This window comes from Xanthomonas euroxanthea (assembly GCF_900476395.1).
In the GTDB taxonomy this organism is placed as follows: Bacteria; Pseudomonadota; Gammaproteobacteria; order Xanthomonadales; family Xanthomonadaceae; genus Xanthomonas; species Xanthomonas euroxanthea.
The window spans coordinates 535,656-555,249 of sequence record NZ_UIHB01000005.1 but is presented as its reverse complement, the minus strand read 5'-3'; the positions used below and the strand labels follow the sequence as shown (position 1 = coordinate 555,249).

Annotated in this window: 24 protein-coding genes; 6 read left to right on the top strand and 18 right to left on the bottom strand. The window is 67.4% G+C overall.

Annotated elements, in window-relative coordinates:
* Nucleotides 1-116: 116 nt before the first annotated feature.
* The 10 genes from rapZ to CPBF1521_RS16595 form a co-directional block, all read right to left on the bottom strand.
* Nucleotides 117-989, bottom strand: a complete 873-nt coding sequence (gene rapZ, locus CPBF1521_RS16640) for an RNase adapter RapZ (RefSeq protein ID WP_164739153.1) — start codon at nucleotides 987-989, stop codon at nucleotides 117-119.
* Nucleotides 986-1,936 (bottom strand): HPr(Ser) kinase/phosphatase, encoded by a 951-nt coding sequence (gene hprK, locus CPBF1521_RS16635; protein ID WP_016904610.1) that lies wholly within the window; start codon nucleotides 1,934-1,936, stop codon nucleotides 986-988. The genes rapZ and hprK overlap by 4 nt, the downstream gene beginning before the upstream one ends.
* Entirely contained in the window at nucleotides 1,933-2,391 is a 459-nt protein-coding gene (locus CPBF1521_RS16630) for a PTS sugar transporter subunit IIA (protein ID WP_104648158.1), read from the bottom strand. Before CPBF1521_RS16630 ends, hprK begins: the two co-directional genes overlap by 4 nt.
* Before the next feature lie 21 nt (nucleotides 2,392-2,412).
* On the bottom strand, nucleotides 2,413-2,730 hold the full coding sequence (hpf, locus tag CPBF1521_RS16625; protein WP_005913379.1) for a ribosome hibernation-promoting factor, HPF/YfiA family: 318 nt from the start codon (nucleotides 2,728-2,730) through the stop codon (nucleotides 2,413-2,415).
* 88 nt (nucleotides 2,731-2,818) lie between these two features.
* Entirely contained in the window at nucleotides 2,819-4,258 is a 1,440-nt protein-coding gene (locus CPBF1521_RS16620) for an RNA polymerase factor sigma-54 (protein ID WP_115677657.1), read from the bottom strand.
* Between the two features lie 40 nt (nucleotides 4,259-4,298).
* Nucleotides 4,299-5,018 (bottom strand): LPS export ABC transporter ATP-binding protein, encoded by a 720-nt coding sequence (gene lptB / locus CPBF1521_RS16615; RefSeq protein WP_016904606.1) that lies wholly within the window; start codon nucleotides 5,016-5,018, stop codon nucleotides 4,299-4,301.
* On the bottom strand, nucleotides 5,018-5,566 hold the full coding sequence (gene lptA / locus CPBF1521_RS16610) for a lipopolysaccharide transport periplasmic protein LptA (protein ID WP_104583050.1): 549 nt from the start codon (nucleotides 5,564-5,566) through the stop codon (nucleotides 5,018-5,020). Before lptA ends, lptB begins: the two co-directional genes overlap by 1 nt.
* Nucleotides 5,544-6,119, bottom strand: coding sequence for an LPS export ABC transporter periplasmic protein LptC (lptC, locus tag CPBF1521_RS16605; protein WP_104583051.1), 576 nt, complete (start codon nucleotides 6,117-6,119; stop codon nucleotides 5,544-5,546). Before lptC ends, lptA begins: the two co-directional genes overlap by 23 nt.
* Nucleotides 6,116-6,664 carry a KdsC family phosphatase gene (locus CPBF1521_RS16600; protein WP_104583052.1) on the bottom strand — a complete coding sequence of 183 codons (549 nt, stop codon included), beginning with the start codon at nucleotides 6,662-6,664 and terminating at the stop codon, nucleotides 6,116-6,118. The genes lptC and CPBF1521_RS16600 overlap by 4 nt, the downstream gene beginning before the upstream one ends.
* 49 nt (nucleotides 6,665-6,713) lie before the next feature.
* Nucleotides 6,714-7,715, bottom strand: a complete 1,002-nt coding sequence (locus CPBF1521_RS16595) for a KpsF/GutQ family sugar-phosphate isomerase (RefSeq protein WP_104648157.1) — start codon at nucleotides 7,713-7,715, stop codon at nucleotides 6,714-6,716.
* A gap of 53 nt (nucleotides 7,716-7,768) precedes the next feature.
* Here CPBF1521_RS16595 and CPBF1521_RS16590 point away from each other — a divergent pair, with 53 nt between their 5' ends.
* The 3 genes from CPBF1521_RS16590 (at nucleotide 7,769) to CPBF1521_RS16580 (ending at nucleotide 9,708) form a co-directional block, all read left to right on the top strand.
* The gene (locus CPBF1521_RS16590; RefSeq protein ID WP_104543115.1) at nucleotides 7,769-7,996 is read left to right on the top strand and encodes a BolA family protein; all 228 of its coding nucleotides are present in this window, start codon (nucleotides 7,769-7,771) and stop codon (nucleotides 7,994-7,996) included.
* 117 nt (nucleotides 7,997-8,113) lie between these two features.
* The gene (gene murA, locus CPBF1521_RS16585) at nucleotides 8,114-9,388 is read left to right on the top strand and encodes a UDP-N-acetylglucosamine 1-carboxyvinyltransferase (RefSeq protein WP_104583054.1); all 1,275 of its coding nucleotides are present in this window, start codon (nucleotides 8,114-8,116) and stop codon (nucleotides 9,386-9,388) included.
* Nucleotides 9,385-9,708, top strand: coding sequence for a hypothetical protein (locus tag CPBF1521_RS16580; protein WP_104583055.1), 324 nt, complete (start codon nucleotides 9,385-9,387; stop codon nucleotides 9,706-9,708). Before murA ends, CPBF1521_RS16580 begins: the two co-directional genes overlap by 4 nt.
* Nucleotides 9,709-9,918: 210 nt before the next feature.
* On the opposite strand, the gene CPBF1521_RS16575 is transcribed toward CPBF1521_RS16580, so the two are convergent.
* From CPBF1521_RS16575 to purM, 5 genes are all read right to left on the bottom strand, one after another.
* Entirely contained in the window at nucleotides 9,919-10,602 is a 684-nt protein-coding gene (locus tag CPBF1521_RS16575; protein WP_115677656.1) for a DUF3108 domain-containing protein, read from the bottom strand.
* Nucleotides 10,603-10,605: 3 nt separating this feature from the next.
* A complete protein-coding gene (locus CPBF1521_RS16570; RefSeq protein ID WP_104648155.1) occupies nucleotides 10,606-11,433 on the bottom strand; it encodes a DUF3108 domain-containing protein in 828 nt (275 codons plus the stop codon).
* A 65-nt stretch (nucleotides 11,434-11,498) separates the two neighbouring features.
* Nucleotides 11,499-12,152 (bottom strand): phosphoribosylglycinamide formyltransferase, encoded by a 654-nt coding sequence (gene purN, locus CPBF1521_RS16565; RefSeq protein WP_115677655.1) that lies wholly within the window; start codon nucleotides 12,150-12,152, stop codon nucleotides 11,499-11,501.
* Between the two features lie 36 nt (nucleotides 12,153-12,188).
* A complete protein-coding gene (locus CPBF1521_RS16560; RefSeq protein ID WP_115677758.1) occupies nucleotides 12,189-12,647 on the bottom strand; it encodes a hypothetical protein in 459 nt (152 codons plus the stop codon).
* A gap of 14 nt (nucleotides 12,648-12,661) precedes the next feature.
* On the bottom strand, nucleotides 12,662-13,795 hold the full coding sequence (purM, locus tag CPBF1521_RS16555) for a phosphoribosylformylglycinamidine cyclo-ligase (protein ID WP_180496706.1): 1,134 nt from the start codon (nucleotides 13,793-13,795) through the stop codon (nucleotides 12,662-12,664).
* Between the two features lie 22 nt (nucleotides 13,796-13,817).
* Here purM and CPBF1521_RS16550 point away from each other — a divergent pair, with 22 nt between their 5' ends.
* The 3 genes from CPBF1521_RS16550 to hda are packed head-to-tail and all read left to right on the top strand — an operon-like array spanning nucleotide 13,818 to nucleotide 16,791.
* Nucleotides 13,818-14,930 carry a DUF2066 domain-containing protein gene (locus CPBF1521_RS16550; protein WP_166767501.1) on the top strand — a complete coding sequence of 371 codons (1,113 nt, stop codon included), beginning with the start codon at nucleotides 13,818-13,820 and terminating at the stop codon, nucleotides 14,928-14,930.
* The gene (locus tag CPBF1521_RS16545) at nucleotides 14,927-16,093 is read left to right on the top strand and encodes an AI-2E family transporter (protein ID WP_104583061.1); all 1,167 of its coding nucleotides are present in this window, start codon (nucleotides 14,927-14,929) and stop codon (nucleotides 16,091-16,093) included. The genes CPBF1521_RS16550 and CPBF1521_RS16545 overlap by 4 nt, the downstream gene beginning before the upstream one ends.
* Nucleotides 16,090-16,791 (top strand): DnaA regulatory inactivator Hda, encoded by a 702-nt coding sequence (gene hda, locus CPBF1521_RS16540; RefSeq protein WP_115677653.1) that lies wholly within the window; start codon nucleotides 16,090-16,092, stop codon nucleotides 16,789-16,791. Before CPBF1521_RS16545 ends, hda begins: the two co-directional genes overlap by 4 nt.
* A gap of 597 nt (nucleotides 16,792-17,388) precedes the next feature.
* On the opposite strand, the gene murU is transcribed toward hda, so the two are convergent.
* From murU to CPBF1521_RS16520, 3 genes are read right to left on the bottom strand one after another with little or no spacing between them, the layout of a single operon-like run.
* Entirely contained in the window at nucleotides 17,389-18,099 is a 711-nt protein-coding gene (murU, locus tag CPBF1521_RS16530) for an N-acetylmuramate alpha-1-phosphate uridylyltransferase MurU (RefSeq protein WP_104583063.1), read from the bottom strand.
* Nucleotides 18,096-19,118, bottom strand: a complete 1,023-nt coding sequence (locus CPBF1521_RS16525; RefSeq protein ID WP_115677651.1) for an aminoglycoside phosphotransferase family protein — start codon at nucleotides 19,116-19,118, stop codon at nucleotides 18,096-18,098. The genes murU and CPBF1521_RS16525 overlap by 4 nt, the downstream gene beginning before the upstream one ends.
* Before the next feature lie 58 nt (nucleotides 19,119-19,176).
* On the bottom strand, nucleotides 19,177-19,449 hold the full coding sequence (locus CPBF1521_RS16520) for a GlsB/YeaQ/YmgE family stress response membrane protein (RefSeq protein ID WP_104583065.1): 273 nt from the start codon (nucleotides 19,447-19,449) through the stop codon (nucleotides 19,177-19,179).
* Nucleotides 19,450-19,594 lie beyond the last annotated feature (145 nt).

Here is a 19,594-nt window from a genome sequence, read left to right as displayed (position 1 = left end):
TCGCAAGTGGCAGGCCGCGCATGATCAGAATGTGTGCGGACCTGCACCGATGACACGCATGCTTGCAGGCCGCACGGCACCGCTTTGCCGATTCCCGATTCCCGAATCCCGGCCCTTCAATCCTGCTCGCGATGAAACGTCGCCACTTCCGGCCAGCCCTGCTCGCGCGCATGCCGCGCCATGCGCTCGGCCAGATATACCGAGCGATGCTTGCCGCCGGTGCAGCCGAAGGCGATGGTGACGTAGCTGCGGGTGTCGTTGCGCAGCCGCGGCAGCCAGGTATCGAGCAGGTCCACGATCTGCGCGCTGTAGCGCACCACGTCCGGTTCCTTGTCCAGATAGTCGCGCACGCCGGCATCGCGGCCGGTCAGCGGGCGCAGCTCCGGGTCCCAATGCGGGTTGGGCAAGACGCGCGCATCGAACACGAAGTCGGCCTCGGCCGGCACGCCACGCTTGTAGGCGAACGATTCGAACAGCAGCGACAGCCGGTCGCTGGTGCCGAGCGCAAACTCGGTGACCACCCGGCGACGCAGCTGGTGCACGTTGAGCGCGCTGGTGTCGATGATGGCATCGGCCTGCGCGCGCAGCGGTTCGGTCAGCTGCCGCTCGCGGGTGATCGCTTCCGGCAAGGCCAGGCCGAGATGGCTGAGCGGATGGCGGCGGCGGGTATCGGCGTAGCGCTTGATCAGCGCCTCGTCGCTGGCCTCGAAAAACAGCAGCCGTGCCTCGATGCCGTATTCCTGCGCGGCCTGGCGCCATTGCGCCAGCTGGGTCAGGTCGCTGCGGCTGCGCACATCGATGCCCACCGCCAGGCGCTGGTCGCCGAGCGGGTTGCCACGCAGGCGGCTCTTGACGAAGTCCGGCAGCAGTTCGACCGGCAGATTGTCCGAGCAGTAGTAGTCCAGGTCCTCGAAGGTCTTCAACGCGACCGATTTGCCCGAGCCGGACAGCCCGCTCACGATCATCAACGTGGAGGGCGCGGTACTCATGGCGTGCGTCGCTCCAGCAGGTTGCTGTGGCGGGCGATGAACATCGCCGCCGGGTCGATGCCCTTGGTGCGCAGGATATGCAGCCGCGTGGCCGCCTCGGTCAGCACCGCCAGGTTGCGGCCGGGCATCACCGGCAGGGTGATCAGCGGCACGTCCAGGTCCAGCACATGCCGGCTGCCGGAATCGCCGGTCAGGCGTTCGTAGCCGGACGGGGTGGGCTCGGTCATCGGGCGGGTCAGGTGCACGATCAGGCGCAGGTACTTGTTCTTCTTCACCGCGGTGTCGCCGAACATGTCGCGCACGTTCAACACGCCCAGGCCGCGCACTTCCAGCAGGTCCTGCAGCAGTTCCGGACAGGTGCCGTCGAGCACGTCGGGCGCGATCTGGGTGAACTCCGGTGCGTCGTCGGCCACCAGGCGGTGACCGCGGCTGAGCAGTTCCAGCGCCAGTTCGCTCTTGCCCGAGCCGGCTTCGCCGGTGATCAGCACGCCGATCGAATAGATCTCCATGAACACGCCGTGCAGGGTGACCCGCGGCGCCAGCGTGCGCGCCAGGTGGTAGGAGAGGTGATTGAGCAGTTCGTGGCCGCGCTTGGGCGAGATCCACAGCGGCGTGTTGGATTCGTCGGCGGCCGCGCGCAGGTCTTCCGGGCAGGACTGGTTCTTGCTGATCGCCAGCGCCAGCGGCTGCACCTGGATGATCTTCTCGATGGTCTCCCAGCGCTGGCGCGCATCCAGCGAATCCAGCCAGGCCAGCTCTTCGGTACCCAGGATCTGCACCTTGTTGGGATAGATCACGTTGAGGTAGCCGGCCAGCGACGGGCGGCGCGCATTGTTGCTGCCGGCCTCGATCTCGCGGTGCTCGCCCTTCTGGCCGGCGACCCAGCGCAGCGCCAGCTTGTCGCGCTGCTGGTCGAACAGTTCGCGTGCGGTGATGCTGGTATTCATGCGGCGCTGGCCTGTGGTGGCGGTGCGTCGGTGAGCAGCGCCATCAAGGCGTCGGCGTTGGGGGCGGCACGCAACTGCTGACGAAACTCCGCATCGGAAAACCGTTCGGCCAGCTCCGACAGCAGCATCAGGTGCTGGTGGGTGTAGTGCGCAGGCACCGCCATCGCGAAGATCAGGTCCACCGGCTCATCGCTACCAAAGGCCACCGGCGTATCCAGCCGCAGCAGTGCGCCCCGTGGCTCGGTGAGATTGGGGCAGCGCCCATGCGGGATGGCGATGCCGTGGCCGATGGCAGTGCTGCCCAGGGCCTCGCGCTCGCACAGGTTGGCGTAGAGCTCGTCGGCGCCGGCCTGACGGCAGGACAGCAGGTCGGCGGCGGTATGCAGGACGGTGTCGCGATCGGCGGCCGGCGACACCACGGTGCGCACGGCCGCCATCAGATCGGTTAAAGGCATGAGGGCATCAAGCGGGAAGCGTCATGCGGGATTGTCGCGCACCTCGCGTGCATGGTGGTTACATTTCTTTTCCTTGTGCTTGAGCACCAGGCGGTCGAGCTTGTCGACCAGCAGGTCGATGGCCGCGTACATGGTGGAGCCGCTGGCATCTGCGTGCAGGGTACGACCGGGAAGGTTGACGGTGGCGACCACGTGATGGTCTGGCTTGCGAACGGCCAGCTGGGTCCGGACTTCACAGTGCTGGTCGAAATGGCGCTGCAGTCGCTGCAGCTTGCTTGCCACGTACTCCCGCAGCGCGGGGGTCACTTCAAGCTGGTGGCCATACGTCTCGATACGCATCGGATACCTCCATTGGTCGGGTGGGCCAATGAACCGTTCCGGTGATCCGACGAACCCGGCGCAGGCCGGCGTTGCGGTAGGTGCAACGTCAGACGATACGGACGCGTTCGTGGGAGGCGGAAATGTTCATGGCCTCACGATACTTCGCAACGGTGCGCCGCGCCACTGGTACGCCGGAGGTTTTCAGCAGGTCGGCCAACTTGGCGTCCGACAGCGGCTTGCGCGGGTTTTCCGCCTCGATCAGGCGCCGGATCATGGCCTGGATGGCGGTGCTGGAGGCCTCGCCGCCGCTGTCGGTGTCGATGCCGGAGGCGAAGAACGAGCGCAGCGCGATGGTCCCGCGCGGGGTGCGCACGTACTTGCGGGCGATCGCGCGGGAAATGGTGGATTCGTGCAGGCCGAGCTCGCCGGCGATCTCGCGCAGGGTCAACGGGCGCAAGGCCTGCGCGCCGAATTCCAGGAACCCGGCCTGGTGCTGCAGCAGGCAGCGCACCACCCGCAGCAGGGTCTCGCCGCGCGCTTCCAGGCTCTTGAGCAGCCAGCGCGCCTCCTGCAGCTGGCCGCGCAGATAGCCGGCGTCGGATTCGCCGCAGCTGCGGATCAGGTTCTCGTAGCCGCGGTGGATGGTGACCTTGGGCTGGGCGCGACCGGCCAGCGAGGCCCGCCACACGCCACGCTGGCGCCAGATCACGCAGTCCGGCACCACATAGGTGTCCTGCGACAGGTCGCCGATCTGCTTGCCCGGGCGCGGGTCCAGCGAGCGCACCAACTGGACCGCCTGGTCGACATCGGCGGTGGAGCGCTTGAGTTCGTGCGCCAGGCCGGCCACGCCGCTGCGCGGCAGGCGCTCCAGCGGGCCGGCGACGATCTGCAGCGCCAGTTCGCGCCCCGGGGTGGCCGGGTCGAGCACGGCCAGCTGCAGTGCCAGGCATTCGCCCAGGGTGCGCGCACCCACGCCGACCGGGTCGAAGCGCTGGATCTGGTGCAGCACGGTGAGCACGTCGGCCTCGTCCACCGCCGCGCCCAGCGCCAGCGTTTCCAGGATGGCCGACAGCGGTTCGCGCAGGTAGCCGTCTTCGTCCAGCGCATCGATCAGCATCGCGCCGATCTGGCGGTCGCGCGGCGACAGCGGCGACAGGTGCAGCTGCCACAGCAGATGGTCGGCCAGCGTTTCGGCTTCGGCCACGCGCTCGGCGGCATCGCCGGACTCGTCATCGTCGAAGCTGCCGCCGCTGCCCGAACCTGTCCACTGCAGCTCGTCCTGCGACCAGTCGTCGTCGCGCTCGGCCGGCGTCGGTTCTTCGCGCGGGGTGTCGTCGGTGGAGGCGGTCGACGATGCTTCCACCGGAAGCGCGTTGGCCGCATGCGCGGCTTCGTCGGCCCATTCTAGCAGCGGATTGGTCTCCACCGCTTCGGCGATTTCCAGTTCCAGCTCGGTGGTGGACATCTGCAATAGCTTGATCGCCTGACGCAACTGCGGCGTCATGACCAACTGCTGTCCTAGCGATGTCTGGAGCCGGGCTTTCATGCGGGCACTGACTGGGAAAATCGATGGCGCGGCGACGCGCTCAAAGGCGGAAAGTTTCCCCCAGATACACGCGACGGACGTCGGGATTGGCTAGCAGCGCATCTGGTGCCCCCTGCGCCAGTACGCCCCCCTCGGCGAGAATATACGCGCGATCGCAGATTCCCAAGGTTTCGCGCACGTTGTGATCGGTGATCAGCACGCCGATGCCACGTTCCTTGAGGTGGATGATGATGCGCTGGATCTCGCCGACCGAAATCGGGTCGACGCCGGCGAAGGGTTCGTCGAGCAGCATCATGCGCGGCTTGGCCGCCAGCGCGCGCGCGATCTCGCACCGCCGCCGCTCGCCGCCGGACAGGCTGGCGCCCAGCTGGTCGGCCACGTGGGTGATCTGCAGTTCTTCCAGCAGCGAGACCAGTTCCTTCTCGCGGCCGGCGCCATCCAGCTCTTCGCGCAGTTCCAGCACCAGGCGGATGTTGTCGGCCACGGTGAGCTTGCGGAAGATCGAGGGCTCCTGCGGCAGATAGCCGACGCCAAGCTTGGCGCGGGCATACATCGGCTCGGCGGTGAGGTCGCGGCCGTCCAGCTCGATCCGCCCGGCATCGGCCTCGACCAGGCCGACGATCATGTAGAAGCAGGTGGTCTTGCCGGCGCCGTTGGGGCCGAGCAGGCCGACCACTTCGCCGGCCTCGAGCGTGAGGCCGAATTCCTTGACCACTTCGCGCTGCTTGTACTTCTTGCGCAGACCGGTGGCGACCAGCATTACTTCTTCCCCTGCGGCTTGGCCGCGGGCTTGGCGGCCGGCGTTGCGGCCGCCGGCGCCGCGGTCTTCGGCTGGATGATGGTGCGCACGCGGCTGCCGTCGCCGCCGCTCTGCATGTTGCCGGTCTTGGTGTTGTAGACCATGCGCTGGCCGGCATTGGTGCCCTTGGGCGAGTCGACCTTGTAGTTGCCGGTCAGCACGATGACTTCGTTGGCGACCTGGTACTCGATATTGTCGGCCTGGCCGTTCATCATCGCGCCGTCGTCCATCTGCTGCTTGAGCGTGGCTTGCTTGCCGGTCAGCACGACGCGGTCGGTCTGACCATTCTTCTGGAAGATGTCGGCGGTGTCGGCGTGGATTTCCAGCGTGCCCTGGGTGATCACCACATTGCCGCTGAAGCGGCACTTGCCGCTGTCGTCGAGCATGTTGCAGTCGTTGGCATTGGAGTCGATCGCCATCGGCTGATTGCGGTCGCTGGTCTTGGCCATCGCAAGGGCAGGCAGCAGCAGCGCGGCAAACGCCAGCTTAGCGGGCAGCATTCGGTTCATAACGGGTCTTGACCTGGGAAAGGAGCTTGTACTGGCGTGATTTGAGATCGGCCTCGAAGCCGACCCCGCTCTGCATGATACCCGGCCGGCTCATGCTCACCGGGGCAGCGGTCTTGGCGAGATTCTGCTGCGGGAACACGTCCAGGCTCTGGGTGCGGAACGTGGTCGGCGGGGTTGCGCCGCCGGTGGGGCTGTCGCCCTCGACATCGCCGCGCAGGCGCAGCTCGTCGCCCTTGGGGCTGATCCAGCCGGTCTTGGAGCGCAGCGTCCACGGTTGATTGGTGTTGTCGGGCAACAGGAACACCGGGGTGGTGACCTCGGAGGTGCGATCGGCGCGGTTGCGATGCATCTCCGGCGCGCGCAGCGTCATCGATTCCTTGCCGGTTTCCTTGTCCAGCGCAATCAGTTCGAAATCGCGCAGCACGTAGTCGGCGCGCGAATCGTCCACCGCCGCCGCAACCGGCCGGGCGCGCTGCTGCCAGGCCGACCAGCCGGAGACCACCGCAGCGGCCAACAACACCACGCCCAGGGTGGTGCGCCAGTTCCAGCTCATGCGGAAAACCTTTCGATGATGCCCTCGATCTGACCTTGTGCGGCCAGCACCACGTCGCAGACCTCGCGCGCGGCACCTTCGCCGCCACGTGCCCGGGTATGCCACTGCACGCGCTCGGCGATCCACGGGTGCGCGTTGGCGGGTGCGACCGGCAGGCCGACCGCCAGCAGGGCCGGCAGGTCGGGCAGGTCGTCGCCCATGAACAGCACCTGGTCCAGCGACAGGCCGTGCTCCTGGCACAAGGCCAGCACGGCCAGGCGCTTGTTCTTGACCCCGATCTGCACGTGCAGGCCCAGATCCTGGCCGCGCTTTTCCGCCGACAGGCTGGCGCGCGCAGTGATCAGCGCGACATGGATGCCGGCATGGTCGAGCTGCTTGAGCCCCTGGCCGTCGAGCACATTGAAGGACTTGCTCTCGTTGCCGGCATGGTCGTAGTACAGGCGGCCATCGGTCAGGGTGCCGTCGACGTCGAAACAGGCCAGGCGGATACGCGCGGCGCGGTCGGTGATGTCGGCGGGCAGGTGCTGCAAAGGGGAATAGGGCATCGGCACGGATCGGTGAGAACGGGGTTCCAACGGTAGAAAACTGAACCTGTTAAACCACTTTGGCGCGCAACAGGTCGTGAATGTTCAATGCGCCGACCGCGCGCTGCTGCGCATCGACCACGATCAAACCGTTGATCTTGTAATCCTCCATCAGCCGCGCGGCTTCGGCGGCCAGCTGGTCGGCGCCGATGGTGCGCGGGTTGCGCGTCATCACCTGGGCAATGCCGGCGCTGCGCACGTCGATGTCGCTGTCCAGCGCGCGGCGCAGGTCGCCGTCGGTGAACAGGCCGATCAGGCGGTCCTGGCCATCGACCACCGCGGTCATGCCCAGGCGCTTGCGGCTCATTTCCATCAACGCCTCGCTCAGGCTGGCGTCCTCGCGCACGCGCGGCAGGTCATCACCGGCGTGCATCACGTCGGTGATGTGCAGCAGCAGGCGCCGGCCCAGGCTGCCGGCCGGATGCGAGCGCGCGAAGTCGTCGGCGGTGAAGCCGCGCGCGTCCAGCAGCGCCACCGCCAGCGCGTCACCCATCGCCAGCGAGGCGGTGGTGCTGGAAGTGGGCGCCAGATGCAGCGGGCAGGCTTCGGCGGACACGCTCACATCCAGGTGCACGTCGGCGGCCTGGGCCAGCGACGAGCTCGGGCGCCCGGTCATGGCAATGATCGGGTTGCCCTGGCGCTTGAGCACCGGCAGCAGCATGCGCACCTCGTCCGATTCGCCCGAATAGGACAGCGCCAGCACGATGTCGGCCTCGGTGATCATGCCCAGGTCGCCGTGCCCGGCCTCGCCCGGGTGGACAAAGAACGCCGGCGTGCCGGTGGAGGCCAGGGTGGCGGCGATCTTGCGCGCGATATGCCCGGACTTGCCCATGCCGGTGGCCACCACGCGCCCGCGCGAGGCCAGCACCAGCCGGCAGGCCGCGGCGAAGTCGCTGCCGATCCGCGCGCCCACGCCGGCCAGCGCCTCGCGCTCGATCTCCAGCACGCGCTGGCCGCTGGCGACCAGGCTGGCGTCGCTGACGGTGGCGGAGGGCAGGTGCGAGACGGCCATGCGGGACTCGGGTGAAGAGTAGAATGTGCGCTCATTTTATGAGGAAACGCCCTGTGGACGCCGAAACCATCCGTAAACTCATCGAATCCGGCTTGCCCGAAGCCCGCGTCGAGGTGCACGGCGACGACGGCGTGCACTTCGAGGCGACCGTGATCAGCCCCGCATTCGCCGGCAAGGCGCCGCTGGCCCGCCACCGCATGGTCTACGCGACCCTGGGCGAGCTGATGGGCGGGGCGATCCACGCGCTGCAGCTCAAGACGCTGACCCCCGACGAAGGCTGAGCGTCAGTCGATCCTGGCCGATCGGGCTGCGCCCCCGCCCGACTGCCAAGTGCCGGCCGACTCCTGGCGACCCCTTACATTTCCCCCGACGTCCCTTTTCGGATTCCCCAAGCTCCCATGGCAAAAATCGTAGTGACCGGCGGCCAAGCGCTGCATGGTGAAGTCAATATTTCCGGCGCCAAGAACGCGGTGCTGCCGATCCTGTGCGCGACCCTGCTGGCCGATGCGCCGGTGGAGATCAGCAACGTGCCGCACCTGCACGACGTGATCACCACGGTGAAGCTGCTCAGCGAGCTGGGCGCCGAGGTGACCATCGACGAAGGCACGCTGGCCAAGGGGCGCTCGATCCTGGTCGACCCGCGCTCGGTCACCCACCAGGTCGCGCCCTATGAGCTGGTCAAGACCATGCGCGCCTCGATCCTGGTGCTGGGCCCGCTGCTGGCGCGCTACGGCACTGCCGAAGTGTCGCTGCCCGGCGGCTGCGCGATCGGCTCACGCCCGGTCGACCAGCACATCAAGGGCCTGCAGGCGCTGGGTGCGGAGATCAGCGTGGAAAACGGCTACATCAAGGCCACCAGCAATGGGCGCCTGAAGGGTGGCCGCTACGTGTTCGACATGGTCAGCGTCACCGGCACCGAGAACGTGCTGATGGCGGCCGTGCTGGCCGACGGCACCACCGTGCTGGAAAACGCGGCGATGGAGCCGGAAGTCACCGACCTGGCCGACTGCCTGATCGCGCTCGGTGCGCAGATCGAGGGCGCCGGCACGCCGCGCATCGTGGTGCAGGGCGTCGAGCGCCTGGGCGGCGGGCACCATGCGGTGCTGCCGGATCGTATCGAGACCGGCACCTTCCTGGTCGCCGCGGCGATGACTGGCGGCAGCGTCACCGTGCGGCGTGCCCGTCCGGACACCCTTGACGCGGTGCTGGACAAGCTCACCGAAGCCGGCGCGACCATCACCACCACCGCCGACAGCATCACGCTGGACATGCACGGCAAGCGCCCGCGCGCGGTCAACCTGACCACCGCGCCGTACCCGGCGTTTCCCACCGACATGCAGGCGCAATTCATGGCGCTCAACTGCGTGGCCGATGGCGTGGGCGTGATTAACGAAACCATCTTCGAAAACCGCTTCATGCACGTCAACGAGCTGCTGCGCCTGGGCGCGGACATCCAGGTCGAAGGCCACACCGCGATCGTGCGCGGTGCCGAGCGCCTCAGCGGCGCGCCGGTGATGGCGACCGACCTGCGCGCCTCGGCGTCGTTGATCCTGGCCGGCCTGGTGGCCGACGGCGACACCAGCATCGACCGCATCTACCACCTGGACCGTGGCTACGAAAACATTGAGGAGAAGCTGGGGGCGCTGGGCGCGACCATCCGGCGCAGCGCATGATCCTGCGCGGGCGGTTCACCACCCGGCGCAAGATCCTGCTCGGCGTGATCGTGCTGATCCTGGCGTGGCTGGCCTATGCCTGGTCGGTCGGCATGGCGATCACCCAGGGCGTCGAGTTCAAGGACATGGACTGGAACAACGACGGTACTGCCAGCCGCGACGAGATCGCGCAGTCGTTCTATGCGGTGGCGGTGAAGAAGACTGTCGAAGGCAAGCGCCATTGCGACCTGTTCTACTGGCGCAAGAATGACCAGCAGATTCGCGTGGACTGCCGCACGGTGTTCAGCACCGGCGACGACAAGGCCGCGGCAAAGCCCTGAGGGGTGAGCGTGTCTCTGCCTGCTGCGGAGATTCCGCACCGCGCCTGATCGAAATGAAGAGCCCGGCTTTCAGCCGGGCTTTTTATTGCAGTCGGAGGGCGGCTGCCGAGCAGCTCCCACGACCTGGTAGGAGCGTGCCTGCGCGCGACGGCGCATGACCGATAACGCCCCGTCGCGCGCGGGCACGCTCCTACCAGGCGCGCCTGGCGCTCAGCGCAACGCCTTGATGGTCAGGTCCAGCGCGTCCTGGCCCTTTTCCTTCTGCAGCAGGCGCGCCGGCACCGGCAGGTCCTTGACTACCCAGGCAATCAATTCCTTGTCGCCGTCCACGCGCGACACCTTGGTCGCCTGTTCCTGCTTGCCGTTGACGGTGATGGTTTCCTTGCCGACCACCTTGTAGCTCATCGGCTTGATGCGGCCTTCGTCGACCATGCGGTAGTTCAGCGGCTTGCCGGCGGCCAGGTCGCGGGTGATGGCCAGGTTGATCAGCAGGGCATCCATGTCGCCGGGCTGCAACTTCACCGGCCCCCGGCGGTCCGGCTTGATGTCGCCGCCCCAGGTGGCCTGGCTGGTCTTCCAGTCGTAGTTGGCCGTGACGTTGCGGCGCTTGACCATCATCGACGAGGTGTCGTTGCTGCTGACCGGGCGCAGCTGGCCGTTGCTCTCTTCGAACACCGTGCTCTGGGTCAGGTTGGCCAGCTGGTTCTGGATGGTGAGCGTGTAGCGCCACTGGTTGGCGCCGGCGGCGGCCAGGGTCATGGTGCCGTTGGCCTGCATGCCCATGTAGTTGGCCGAATAATCGGCCTGGAACGGCTGCATGGCGAACGCGGGCAGGCTGGCTACGGCCAGTGCGGCAGCGGCGATCAGCGAACAGGTGCGGGAAACGGTGTGCATGGGTCAGGCTCCTTGATATTCGACCAGGCGTAGATCGACCTGATCCTCACCTTTGTCACGTTGCAGGATGCGCACCGGCGTGGGAACCCCGTTGGCGATCCAGAGGATGGTTTCGTTGTCGCCGCTGTTGACGCGGTACACGCGCAACGCGTCGTAGCTCAGGTCGCCGACCTGCACCACCTCGGTGGCATCGGCGACCTTGTAGTCGTATTTGCGCACCCGGCCGACATCCACGTAGCGATAGCTCAGGCTGCGTCCGGGTTGCGCGTCGCGCATCAGCGACAGGTTCAGCGACAGCGCGCTCTGGTCGCCGCGCTGCAGCGGAATCGGCTGCTGGCGCTCCTTCTTCAGATCGCCGTCCCACTGGGCGCTGGCGGTCTGCCAGTTGTAGACGCCGGTGACCTTCTTGCCGAAGAACATCGCCTTGCGCACGGTGCTCTGGCTCAATGGCACATAGGTGTCACCATCGACGCGGAACACCGTGCTCTGTTCCAGGTTCAGACCGAGAATGCTGGCAAAGCCCTTGCGGCCGCGTACCGACATGTCGATGCGCCACTGGCTGCCTTCGCCGTTGCTGACCTGCATGGTGGCATCGCCGGCTTCCTTGCCGCGGTAGAACGCCTGGTACGTGGCCACGAAGGGCTGCAGTGGCGGCGGCGTCCAGCTGCTGGCAGGCAGGGCGGCTGCAGATGCAGGCGCCGTCGGCGGCGCCGCGACCGGAGCGGCGGCAGCTGGCGCAGGCACGGCAGCGGCCTGTTGCGCACGGCCGGCACCGGCCGGAACAAGCAGGACGGCGGTCAACAGCGCGGTGGCGATCGGGAGGGGTTTCATGCGCTGAGAGCGAGGCACGGGGCCGCCAGGATGTCCGAGACAGGATGAGGAGGGCGTATCCGCATTCAGCCGAGTGCGGTGTCAGCGGACTCTAGTCGCAATGGCGTAAACAGGCACTGACCGTCGATGTGGACGCCATCGCCACGTACGTCCACGCGCCCGCTGGCAAGCAGGTCCAGCGTGGCCAGCAGCAGCGGGTGTTCGCGCGCCAGCACGCGCGCGGCCAGCTGTTCGGCGCTGTCGTCGGGCAGTACCGGTACGCGCGCCTGCGCGATCACCGTGCCGGCATCCAGTTCCGGCACCACCAGATGCACGCTGGCGCCATGTTCGGCGTCGCCGGCTTCCAGTGCGCGGGCATGGGTGTGCAGGCCGCGGTACTTGGGCAGCAGCGAGGGGTGGATATTGAGCATGCGCCCGGCAAAGCGACGCACCAGCGGCTCGCCGAGGATGCGCATGTAGCCGGCGCAGATCACCCAGTCCGGCCGCGCGGCGGCGATCGCATCGCCCAGCGCGGCGTCGAAGGCGGCACGGTCGGCGAAGTCGCGCGGCCTGGCGCTCCAGCGCAGTGCCTCATCGACCTTGTGCAGGGCCGGCGCCTGTGGGCGATCGGAAAACACGCCCACGACCTCGGCCGGCAGCCGGCCGCTGTCGATGGCATCGAGGATGGCCTGCAGGTTGCTGCCGCGGCCGGAGGCCAGCACGGCCAGGCGCAGGCTCATGCGGTGGGATTCGCTGATGTCATGGGGCAGTGCGCGTCACGCTGCAGGGGCGGGGGGAGCGAACAAGGCCTTGACCTGCGGGCGCAGCAGCACCACCAGCGTAAACACGCCGACGACGGTACCGAACGGCATGAAGGAGCAGGAAATGCCGGCCACGATCAGGCACAGCAGGTGCCGTCTGCGCTGGGCAATGCAGCGGCCGGCGTAGGCCATGAACGCTGCCAGCGTCAGGCCGCAGACAATGAACACACCTGCGAACACCACGAAGAACCAGCCGAACAATCGCGGATCCATCGGTGGTGCATCCGTGCTGGCCTGTGTCATGGGCAGGTGCCCGGTGACGATCGCAATGCCCATGAACAGGTGGATCAACGGGAAGAGCGAAAACAGGGCGGTGATGGCGGCCAGCACATAGTGAAAGATCGACAGCAGTTTTAGGTGCTGGAGATCGTCAGCGCTGGCCGGTGCCGGCAGTGCGTGTGGGGCAGCGTCCATGCAGGTCTCCTCGGTCAACCGATCCGCACGCGCTCATCGCCCTGCGCCGGCACCACCTGGCCGATGCGCCAGTGCGCCAGCGACTGCGCCTCCAGTGCCTGTTCCAGCGCGGCGGCCTGCTCGGGTGCGGCGACCAGCACGAAGCCGATGCCGCAGTTGAAGGTGCGCCACATTTCCGCATCGGCCACCGCGCCTTCGCGCTGCAGCCAGGCGAACACCGGCGGCAGCGCCCAGGCGGAGGCGTCGATGTCCAGGCCCAGGCCGTCGGGGATCACCCGGATGATGTTTTCGGTCAGCCCGCCGCCGGTGATGTGGGCCATGGCGTGGATGCTGTCGCCATGCGACTTGAGCAGCGCCAGGATCGGCTTGACGTACAGCGCGGTCGGCGCCATCAGCGCGTCGATCAGCTTGACGCCGTCGTCCAGCACCAACTCGGCCGGGGCGCCGGCACGCTCGTAGATCCTGCGGATCAGCGAGTAGCCATTGGAATGCGGGCCGGACGAGGCGATGCCGATCAGCACGTCGCCGGCGCGCACCTGCGCGCCGTCCAGCAGCTGCGATTTTTCCACCGCCCCGACGGTGAAGCCGGCCAGGTCGTATTCGCCCGGCGGATACATGTCGGGCATCTCGGCGGTTTCGCCGCCGATCAGGGCGCAGCCGGACAGCTCGCAGCCGCGCGCGATGCCGCCGACCACCGCCGCGGCGGTCTCCACGTCCAGCTTGCCGGTGGCGAAATAATCCAGGAAGAACAACGGCTCGGCGCCCTGCACCAGCACGTCGTTGACGCACATGCCGACCAGGTCGATGCCGATGGTGTCGTGCCGGCCCAGCTGCTGGGCCAGCTTGAGCTTGGTGCCGACGCCATCGGTGCCGGACACCAGCACCGGCTCCCGGTACTTGCCGGACAGGTCGAACAAGGCGCCAAAACCACCCAGGCCGCCCATCACCTCCGGCCGGAAGCTGCGCTTGACCAGCGGCTTGATGCGTTCGACCAACGCATTGCCGGCATCGATGTCGACACCTGCCTCACGGTAGGTCATGGGCGAGGGATTGGAAGGCGTTGGGCTGGTCACGGGCGGGGAGGGCTCGGCTGTAAAGGCGGCGATTTTAGCAGCCACGTTGGCGCTGGCGTCCCATTCGGGCAACAATTCACCCGGATACGCTTACGTCATGGAACCGTCGATGCGCCGCAGTCTCGCTTTCTTTCTCGCCCTCGTGGTCGCCATGCCCCTCGCGCCAGCCTTTGCGCAGGCCGATCTACGCACCGAAGGCGACGTCGCCAAGGCGCAAAGCGCCTATGAGGCCGAAGTGCCGGTCAACAGCCAGAGCGAGTCCGATCGCCCCGGCGCGCTGGCGCGCGCGCTCGGCGCGGTGCTGGGCAAGGTCTCCGGCGACCGCGGGGTGATGAGCCGCCCAGGCGTCCCGCAGGCACTGCGCGGCGCGCCGGGCTATGTCGAAAACTACGACTACCGTCAGGACCAGGGCACCTCGCGTACCGGTGCGCCGACCTTCCGCACCGTGCTGGTGGCGCGCTTCCGGCAGTCGGACGTGGATGGCCTGATCGCCGCACTGGGGCTGCCGGTGTGGCCGCTGCCGCGGCCCAAGCCGGTGCTGTGGCTGGCCATCGACGACGGGAGCGGCCCGCGCCTGGTCGGCGTGGCGCAGGCCAATGCCGCGCGCAGCGTGCTGGACCGGGCAATCGAGCGCGGCTACCGGCTCGGCCTGCCCGGCGGTGCCGCCGCCGAGCAGGTGCTGGCCGGCGCGATCTGGCGCAAGGACACCGCCGCGGTGGCGCGCGCATCGGCCAAGTACAGCCCGCCGATGCAGCTGATCGGCAAGCTCTACCGCAATGACGCCGGCTGGACCGCCGACTGGGTCTTCGTCGACAACGGCAACGTGCTGTCCAGCTGGACCAGCAGCGACGGCGATGCGCGTCGTGCGATGGCCGCCGGTGCCGATGGCGCGGCCGATGCCCTGGTCAAGCGTTACGCCAAGCGCGTGGATTCGGGTGTGCCCGGTGTCTACCGCGCGGTGATCACCGGGATCGGCAGCGCCGACGACTATCTGCGCGTCTCCGCCGCGCTGCAGGGCGTGTCGGTGGTGCGCAGCATCCGCCCGGTCAGCGCCAACGGCGACCGCATGGAAGTGGATCTGGAATTGCTCACGGGCATTTCCGGCCTCAACCGTATGCTCGGCGACAACAGCCCGTTGGTACCCGTGTCGGTCCCGACCGAGGGCCCGATCATTCTCGAAAACGAGCACGCCGAGTACCGCCTGAAATGACCTTGACTCCCGAAGCCGAAATCGCCCTGTTTCTGCGTCGCCTGAAATGGGTGGCGGTGACTGTCGGCGTGTTGTGGGTGGTCTCGCTGCTGTCGCCGATCCTGACGCCGTTCGTGCTGGCGTTGCTGCTGGCCTGGCTGGGCGATCCGCTGGTGGACCGCATCGAGCGCGCCGGCCGCTCGCGCAATATCGCGGTGGTGTTGGTGTTCGTGCTGGCCCTGCTGCTGTTCGTGCTGGCGCTGATGATTCTGGTGCCGATGATCGAGCGCCAGATCATGACCCTGATCGACGCGCTGCCGCAGATGCGGACCTGGGCGATCAGTACCGCCATTCCGTGGCTGGAAGCCAAGACCGGCGTGGAACTGATGGGCTGGCTGGACCCGGAGCGCCTGATCGACTGGATCCGCAGTCACTGGGAACAGGCCGGCGGCGCCGCCAAGACCTTCTTCGGCTACGTGCAGCGTTCGGGCTTTGCGATGGTGACCTGGGTGATCAACCTGGCGTTGCTGCCGATCCTGGCGTTCTACTTCCTGCGCGACTGGGATCGCCTGGTCGAGCGGGTGGCCGCGGTCATTCCGCGTGCCTACATCGGTACCGTGAGCCGGCTCGCACTTGAATCCAATGACGTGCTGGGCGGCTTCATCCGCGGCCAGTTCCTGGTGATGCTGGCGCTGGGGGCGATCTACGCCGCCGGCCTGTCCATCATCGGGCTCAATCTGGGCCTGTTGATCGGCATCATCGCCGGCTTCATCAGCTTCATTCCGTATCTGGGCGCCACCACCGGCATCGTGCTCGCCCTGCTGGCGGCCGTGGTGCAGGCGCAGGGCTTCGACCTGAAGTTGCTGATCGGCGTCGGCGTGGTGTTCACCGTCGGCCAGTTGCTGGAAAGCTATGTGCTGACGCCGCGCATCGTCGGCGACAAGATCGGCCTGCACCCGGTCGCGGTGATCTTTGCGGTGATGGCGGGCGGCCAGTTGTTCGGCTTTCTCGGCATGCTGCTGGCGCTGCCGGTGGCGGCGGTGGCCAATGTGCTGCTGCGCTATGCGCATGAGCAATACACGCGCAGCGATCTGTATGCGGGCGAGCGCGCCGGCATCGTGCTGCAGTCCACGCCCGAGCGCAGCGTGATCATCGACCCAAGCAAGGACACGGATCGCTCGTGAGTGTTCCGCAGTTGCCACTGGCGTTGCGCGCGCCGCCCGATCAGCGATTCGATAGTTACATCGCCGCGCCTGATGGCCTGCTGTCGCAGCTGCAGGCATTGGCGGCCGGGCAGGTGAACGACTGGCTGTATCTGTCCGGCCCCGCCGGCACCGGCAAGACGCATCTGGCGTTGTCGTTGTGCGCGGCCGCCGAACAGGCCGGGCGTGCCCCGGCGTACCTGCCCCTGCACGCGGCCACTGGCCGGTTGCGCGATGCGCTCGAGGCGCTGGAAGGGCGCAGCCTGGTCGCACTGGACGGTGTGGAAAGCATTGCCGGGCAGCGCGACGACGAAGTGGCGCTGTTCGATTTCCACAACCGCGCGCGCGCTGCCGGCACCACCTTGCTGTACACCGCGCGGCAGACGCCCGATGGCCTGGCGTTGGTATTGCCGGACCTGCGCTCGCGGCTGTCGCAGTGCATCCGCATCAGCCTGCCGGTGCTCGACGATGCCGGGCGCGCGGCCGTGTTGCGCGATCGTGCGCAACGGCGCGGGCTGGCGCTGGACGAGGCAGCAATCGACTGGCTGCTGACCCATAGCGAACGCGAACTGGCCGGACTGGTGGCATTGCTGGACCGGCTGGATCGCGAATCGCTGGCTGCCAAGCGCCGCATCACCGTGCCGTTCCTGCGGCGGGTGCTGGAGGATCGCGGCTCTTAGAGCGGCCTACAGAATTACGTTGCTCACTGCTACTCAGGTGCAGGCTGCTTTGCGTTTCCTATCAGCACATCCATCCGCAGTGTCCAGGCACTTGAAGCACGAGGCCCAGAGTTTGCAGAGCGGATGGTCTGTAGCTTTGCTGCAAGGCCCTTGCCCGCCCACCATCGCGGGACACGCCGCAAGTACGTCCATGTAGGCTCCGGCGCGGCATCCATGCCGCTCAGGGTCCCGCGACGGTGAGCGGGCAAGGACCCGTCGAGAGGGGCGATGTGCAGGGCTTCCAGTAAACAATCAGCGCACTGTCTGGTGCGGTGGGGGCGCCGCGCCCTCGGCGCTGCGAGTTTGCTGCAAGGCCCTTGCCCGCCCACCATCGCGGGACACGCCGCAAGTACGTCCATGTAGGCTCCGGCGCGGCATCCATGCCGCTCAGGGTCCCGCGACGGTGGCGGGCAAGGACCCGTCGAGAGGGTTGGTGCGCATGGATAACAGCAGGAGCGGCGCGCATCGGGTTGGATGCAAGGCCCGTCAGGATGGTTGGTGTGCGTAGTTCGAGCAACGCACGATGCGCGGCTGGCCGGTTGCAGCGCTTGGTTGCGGTCAGCCGCCGTCGCGCAGCAATTGGGCATCCAGCTCTGCCAATCGCTGCGGCGTGCCGACATCGGTCCAGCGTCCGGCATGGTGGATGCCATCGATCAGGCCTGCCGCCATCTGCGCGCGCAGGATTGGCGCCAGCGCAAACCGTGGTGCCGCGCCGCTGGGCTCCGGCAGCTGGCCGATGACCGATGGCCAGTCGCGCAGCAGTGCCGGTCGATACATGCCGATGCCGGAATAGGTGAGCGTCGCCGGCAGGTCCGCGCGCACCTTGCCATCGGCATCCAACGCAAAGTCTGCGCGCGCTGCATAGGCGGGGCGATCGACCAGCACCAACTGCGCCAGGCCCGCCGGCGCGGCCGACAGCCGCGCGAAATCGAAATCGGTCCAGATATCGCCGTTGACCAGCAGGAACGGCGCATCGCCCAGCAACGGCAATGCATGCAGCATTCCGCCGCCGGTTTCCAGCGGGGTGGCGCCCTCGAAGGAATACGTCAGCCGCAGCCCGAACGCGCTGCCATCGCCCAGTACCTGCGGAAATTGGTCGGCCAGCCACGAGGTATTGATCACCACCTCGTCCACGCCCAGTGCGGCCAGCTTGCGCAGATGCCAGACGATCAGCGGTGTGCCGCCGACCGACAGCAGCGGCTTGGGCGTGCGCTCGGTCAATGGACGCATGCGCTCGCCAAACCCGGCCGCAAAGATCAGCGCCTTCATGCGCCGGCCTGTGCGGAGCGTGCCGCCAGGGCAGGTTTGACCAGCTTTTCCAGCAGGCCGACCAGCGGCGCAAGGTCGGGATGACGCGGCAACACCTCGTCCAGATAGGCGATGAAACGCGGCACGTTATCCAGATACCAATGCTTGCCGTCGCGATGGCTCAGGCGCGAGAAGATGCCGAGATTCTTCAGGTGCCGCTGCACGCCCATCCAGTCCGCATCGCGCAGGAATTGCGCCAGCGGCGGCACCGGCAGCCCCGCCGCTGCCGCACGTGCGTGGTAGCGCTCCAGCCAGCCATCCACGCGCGCCAGCGGCCAGCTCACCGAGGTGTCCTTGAACAGGCTGATCGGGTCGTAGGCGATCGGGCCGATCACGCAATCCTGGAAATCCAGCACCGCCGGCCCGTCGCCGACCGGCATCAGATTGCGCGGCATGAAATCGCGATGGGTGAACACGCGCGGCTGCGCCAGTGCGTTGTCCATCAAACGGCGCTGCACCAACTGCAGTTGCTCGGCCTGGCCGCAGTCCAGCTGCAAGCCGAGGTGGCGGCCGAGGAACCATTCTTCGAACAGGCCGGCATCGCGTTGCAGCAGCGCCTCGCCGAACTCGCCGCTGTCGGCAGGTGGCGGAATGCGCTGCAGCAGCAATAACTGAGTGATCGCAGCATCCAGCAACGCGTCGGCATTGGCGTCGGTCAGTACCTGCGCCAGGGTCGGCACGCCCAGGTCTTCCAGCAGCAGGAAGCCGGTTTCAAGATCCTGTGCAAGCACCTGCGGCACCCGCACGCCGTGCTGGCCGAGCAGGGCGTGCATGCGCAACCAGGGCGCCACATTTTCCAGTGCAGGTGGCGCATCCATCAGGATGCGGTCCACGCCGCATCCTTGGGTACGCCAGTAACTGCGGAATCCCGCATCGACCGAGGCACGTTGCAGCGTGACCTCAGGGGCGTTCAACGCACGCTGCGCCCATTGCAGGCGGAGCGCAGCGCGCGCGGTATCTGGAGTCAACGATGACGTCATGGGTGAATGCTGTGTCGTGAAGTGAGGCGCAGCCTGGTCGAAAACGACGCAGGTTCGATCAACGCTTGCTGCCGCTGAACAGCCGCAGCAGTGCCAGGATCGCGATCGCACCCAGCAACGCACCGAGGAAACCGGCCGGTTCGCCGGCGTGGTACCAGCCCATGTAGCGGCCGAACCAGCTGGCGACCAGTGCACCGGCGATGCCCAGCACAATGGTCAGCAGGCAGCCCAGGCGCTGCGTGCCAGGGGTGATGAAACGGGCCAGCAGCCCGACCACGAAGCCGACCAGAATGATGTAAAGCCAGCTGTCGCTACCGAAGAGAGTGTTCATCGCAGGCACTGAGGGGAGGGGGATCGGCAGACTAGCATTCGCCGCCGCCGCGACCACGTGTGCCGCGCTGGCTGTCGCCATGGCGTTGGGGCTGCATCCATGCGCGCGCCGCAGCGCATGGCGAGGCGCTGGGCCGCCCCGACAT